Below are 3891 nucleotides of genomic sequence, written 5' to 3' on the forward strand. Positions count from 1 at the left end.
GCTGCACGTAGGACGCGTTGCCGCCGAAGAACATGGCGACGATCAGGCGCGGGGTGTCCGTGATGGACATGATACCGACGGGCCACCCCTTTCGGCGTTCCCGGAGCCCGGCGTCCTCCGTGCGCTCGACTCTTCCCCTCCGCCCGTTCCGGTGAGACCTCCGTGCGCCCCCTGTTCCGGCCCGCACTCGCGACCGACGGCACGAGTGGCTACGTACTGGCGTACGAGAAGGATCCGGACAACCACGTCGCCGTACGCGGCTACGCCGATCTGGACGCCCTCCTGTCCGGAACGCCGCCCACGCGTTTGACGCGCCGCACACTCTCGCACGCCGCACCGAGGGCACTGCGGACATCACCTCCGTGCACGACGGCACGGTCGAGCTCACCGGTCACCACCGGGCACGCCGCGACACCGACCGTGAACTCCGCGCCACGCTCAAGGACTTCACGACCTGGTACGCAACCCTCGACCGGCGGCCGGACCGCGTCCTGGAGTCCTGGGGCGCGCGCGGCGACATCGACGACCGCTCGCTCCTCGAACTCGGCTGCACCAGAGCTTTTTTGACGGAAAGTCAGTAACGGTGTGGGGGCTTCGGGAGTTGATGGACGTACGTCTATGATCCGACGACCGGGCGGGCTGATCGGCTGACCATCCACACCCACGGAGGCAGTAGCGCCTTGGCCCGTCCCCACCTGACTCCGCTCGCTGATCCGGAGTGGCATCCGGCCCTGCTGGTCAGCCCTTTCGTCCCGCGAGAGGGGAATGCGCCGGAGGAGTCGGGGCAACTCGTCTGTTGGCGCGAATTGTGGCCCTCACCCTCCTCCGGTGTGTCAGCGATGTGACGGGTGCATGAAACGGTTTGCCGAACATGCGTAGGGTGCAAACAACTCATCAGAAGTTGTGCGCCGAAGCGGCAGCCGAAGCGGCAGACCGAAGCAGTGGACCGACGACGCGTGGGAGGGAGCCGGAGCGATGGGCGACCACAAAGAACAGCCCCTTCGGGTGGGTGCGGCCGTCCGGCGGCGGCGCCGGGCACTGGAGCTCACGCTCGCCGTCGTGGCCGAGCGCAGCGGCCTGTCCGTGCCCTTCCTCAGCCAGGTCGAGAACGAACGGGCCCGGCCCAGTCAGAGCTCCCTGGAGAGGGTCGCCGACGCCCTGGGCACCACCGCCGTCGAGCTGCTCGCGGCGGCCGACCCGGCGTGCAGTGTCGATGTCGTGCGCGCCGAGTCGGGCGCCGAGTTCACTCCCGAAGCCCATATGCGCCCCCTTGTGCGCGGTCACCACCAGTTGCACGCCACGGAGTTCACCGGCGACCACGAGGAGGGCCGCGAACTCCAGCACCGCAACGACAAGTTGATGTACGTCGCCGACGGCGCCGTCGAGGTCGAGGCGGAGGGCCGCGCCCACCGCCTGGGGCGCGGCGACACGCTGTACCTCACCGGCGGGGTGCGTCACCGGTGGCGGGCGACCGGGCCGGACACCCGGGTGGTCGTGGTCGAGGTCGCCGACCACATCGAGGCGGTGGAGGACCGCCAGACCTTCGGCAAGCGCTGAGCCGTTCCCGCGCGGGCCGCTGGGATCGCGGGCCGCTGTGATCACGAGCCGCTGCGATACTGGTGCCATGCCCGAGACCTCCTGCCATGCCTAGCGGGCCCGCCGGAGTGCGTGTCGTCTCCCTCGTGCCCTCGCTCACCGAGGCCGTGGCCGTCACAGTCCCCGGTGCCCTGGTCGGCGCGACCGACTGGTGCAGCCGTCCGCCGGCCCTCGACGTCGTGCGCGTCGGCGGCACCAAGAACCCCGCGGTCGACCGGATCGTACGACTCGCCCCGGACCTGGTGATCGCCAACGAGGAGGAGAACCGCGAGCCCGACCTGACGGCCTTGCGGGAGGCGGGGATCGAGGTGCTGGTCACGGAGGTCCGCGAGGTGCCGGGGGCCTTCCGCGAGCTGGCGCGGGTGCTGGGCGCGTGCGGCGCGCGGACCCGCCCCCGCTGGCTGGACGAGGCGGAGGCCGCTTGGGCGCGGCCACCCGCTCCCGACCGCCGGACGACCGCGATCGTGCCGATCTGGCGGCGCCCCTGGATGGTCCTCGGCCGGGACACCTTCGCCGGGGACGTCCTGGCCCGCCTGGGCGTCGACAACGCCTACGCCCACCACGCCGACCGCTATCCCCGCGTCCCGCTCCCCGAACTCCGGGCGGCGGCCCCCGATCTCGTGGTCCTGCCCGACGAGCCGTACCGCTTCACCGCCGACGACGGACCCGAGGCGTTCGAGGGCGTGCCCTGCGCGCTCGTCGACGGCCGCCTGCTGACCTGGTACGGGCCGTCACTGGCGCAGGCGCCGAGCCTGCTCAGCGCGGCGCTGCGAGCAGCTCGCCGCTGACGAGACCGCGCGCGGTGCGGACGCCGGCCACGCACCAGGCGGCCACGAGAAGCGCGTACAGGCCGACCGCGAGCCAGTCGAACGCGACCAGTCCGGTGTGCCGGGCCAGGCCCTCGGCGCCGGTGACACAGGTCCCCACCGGGAAGGTGAACGCCCACCAGGTCATCGCGAACCCCATGCCCTGCCGGCGGGCCCGCGCCACCAGCGCGCCGGCGAGGCCCAGCCACAGCAGTGCGAAGCCCAGCACGGGGACGCCGTAGAGGACGGCGAGCATTCCGAAACCCTGGTCGTAGGGGGCCGGCACGACACCCGGCGCGAAGTCCGCGAACTTGCCGACCGCGGTCGTGGACTGGCCGAGCGGACCGAGCACGAGGAACAGCGTCGGAGTGAGCGCGAGCGGCAGCGGCCCCGCGGTGATGAGCCGGCCGAAGATCACCGGCAGCATCACGAAGGTGGCCAGCAGGCTCAGCCCGAACAGCGCGAAGCACCCGAGAAGCAGGGTCTCCCGGGGCTGGCCCGGCGGAAGGTGGGGCACGAGGAGCGGTCCGAGGGCGGCCGACACCATGGGCGCGACGATGGGGAGCAGCCAGACGGGCGTGGCCTGGTCGGGGCGGATGCGATGGCGCACGACCATCAGGTACGGGACGGCCAGGGCGGCGGCGAGCCCGACGGCCGTACCGGCGGTGAACAGTACGGCGTCCAGGGCGACCGCGGCCCGCGTCCCGATCCAGTCCAGGCCCACGACGAGGGCGCCGCCGCCCACGGCCAGCAGGGCCATCGCCAGGCAGCCGTAGAAGGGGGCCATGGCCGGGTCGAGGAGGTGGGCGCGGGCCTGGTCGCGGTGGTGCGTCCAGTGCAGCGCGCGTGCGCCGAGCAGGGTCACCAGCATCAGGGCCGAGAGGGCCCAGACAGCCGTGCAGACGGTTCGCAGGCCCGGGACGTCGCCGGGGAGTCCGGCGCCCGCCGTGGCCACGATCGCGGTGCCCATGACGGAGGCGTACCAGTTCGGGCCGAGGTACCGGACGGCGGTGACGCGCGGGTGTCCGACTTCGGCGGCGGGGGTCGACAGGAGGGGCTGGGCTGCGGTGACCATGCGTCCACGGTCGCGCGCCCGCCGGGTCCCCACCAGGGAGTACGGGTCTATGGGGGCATAAGCTGGCTTTATGGGTGTGAGTGCTGAGAGATCGCAGGAAGGTGGCCGGTCGGGGGAACCGGAACCGGTCGCGGTCGGGATCGCGCATCGGGTGCCCGACCTCGGGGCGTTGGAGCTGCTGCTCGCGGTGGCGCGGCTCGGGAGTCTCGGGCGGGCGGCGCGGGAACTGGGGATCACCCAGCCCGCGGCCAGCAGCCGGATCCGTTCCATGGAACGGCAACTGGGCGTCGCGCTCGTCGACCGCTCGCCCCGGGGCTCGCGGCTCACGGACGCCGGGCCGGTCTCCGGCACCCCCTTGCTGTCCAGCGGCCCCTGTCCGGCCGGCGTGCTGCCCGGCTCGACGGCCGCCTGGTG

Annotated in this window: 5 protein-coding genes; 4 read left to right on the forward strand and 1 reads right to left on the reverse strand. The window is 72.7% G+C overall.

Annotated elements, in window-relative coordinates:
* The first annotated feature begins 362 nt into the window (after nt 1–362).
* From ABZ656_RS56890 to ABZ656_RS56900, 3 genes are all read left to right on the forward strand, one after another.
* The gene (locus ABZ656_RS56890) at nt 363–581 is read left to right on the forward strand and encodes a hypothetical protein (protein WP_360280454.1); all 219 of its coding nucleotides are present in this window, start codon (nt 363–365) and stop codon (nt 579–581) included.
* A 394-nt stretch (nt 582–975) separates the two neighbouring features.
* Nucleotides 976–1557: an XRE family transcriptional regulator gene (locus tag ABZ656_RS56895; RefSeq protein WP_360280457.1), complete on the forward strand. Its 582-nt coding sequence runs from the start codon at nt 976–978 to the stop codon at nt 1555–1557.
* 86 nt (nt 1558–1643) lie between these two features.
* Nucleotides 1644–2384, forward strand: coding sequence for a helical backbone metal receptor (locus tag ABZ656_RS56900; protein ID WP_180362580.1), 741 nt, complete (start codon nt 1644–1646; stop codon nt 2382–2384).
* Here ABZ656_RS56900 and ABZ656_RS56905 read toward each other — a convergent pair.
* The gene (locus ABZ656_RS56905) at nt 2353–3477 is read right to left on the reverse strand and encodes a TDT family transporter (RefSeq protein ID WP_360280460.1); all 1125 of its coding nucleotides are present in this window, start codon (nt 3475–3477) and stop codon (nt 2353–2355) included. The two genes, ABZ656_RS56900 and ABZ656_RS56905, sit on opposite strands and share 32 nt — an antisense overlap.
* Before the next feature lie 70 nt (nt 3478–3547).
* Here ABZ656_RS56905 and ABZ656_RS56910 point away from each other — a divergent pair.
* Nucleotides 3548–3891: LysR family transcriptional regulator (locus ABZ656_RS56910; protein WP_360280463.1), on the forward strand; the 344-nt coding region annotated here is incomplete at its 3' end.

The sequence above is a fragment of the Streptomyces sp. NPDC007095 genome, from assembly GCF_040634475.1.
Lineage (GTDB): Bacteria > Actinomycetota > Actinomycetes > Streptomycetales > Streptomycetaceae > Streptomyces.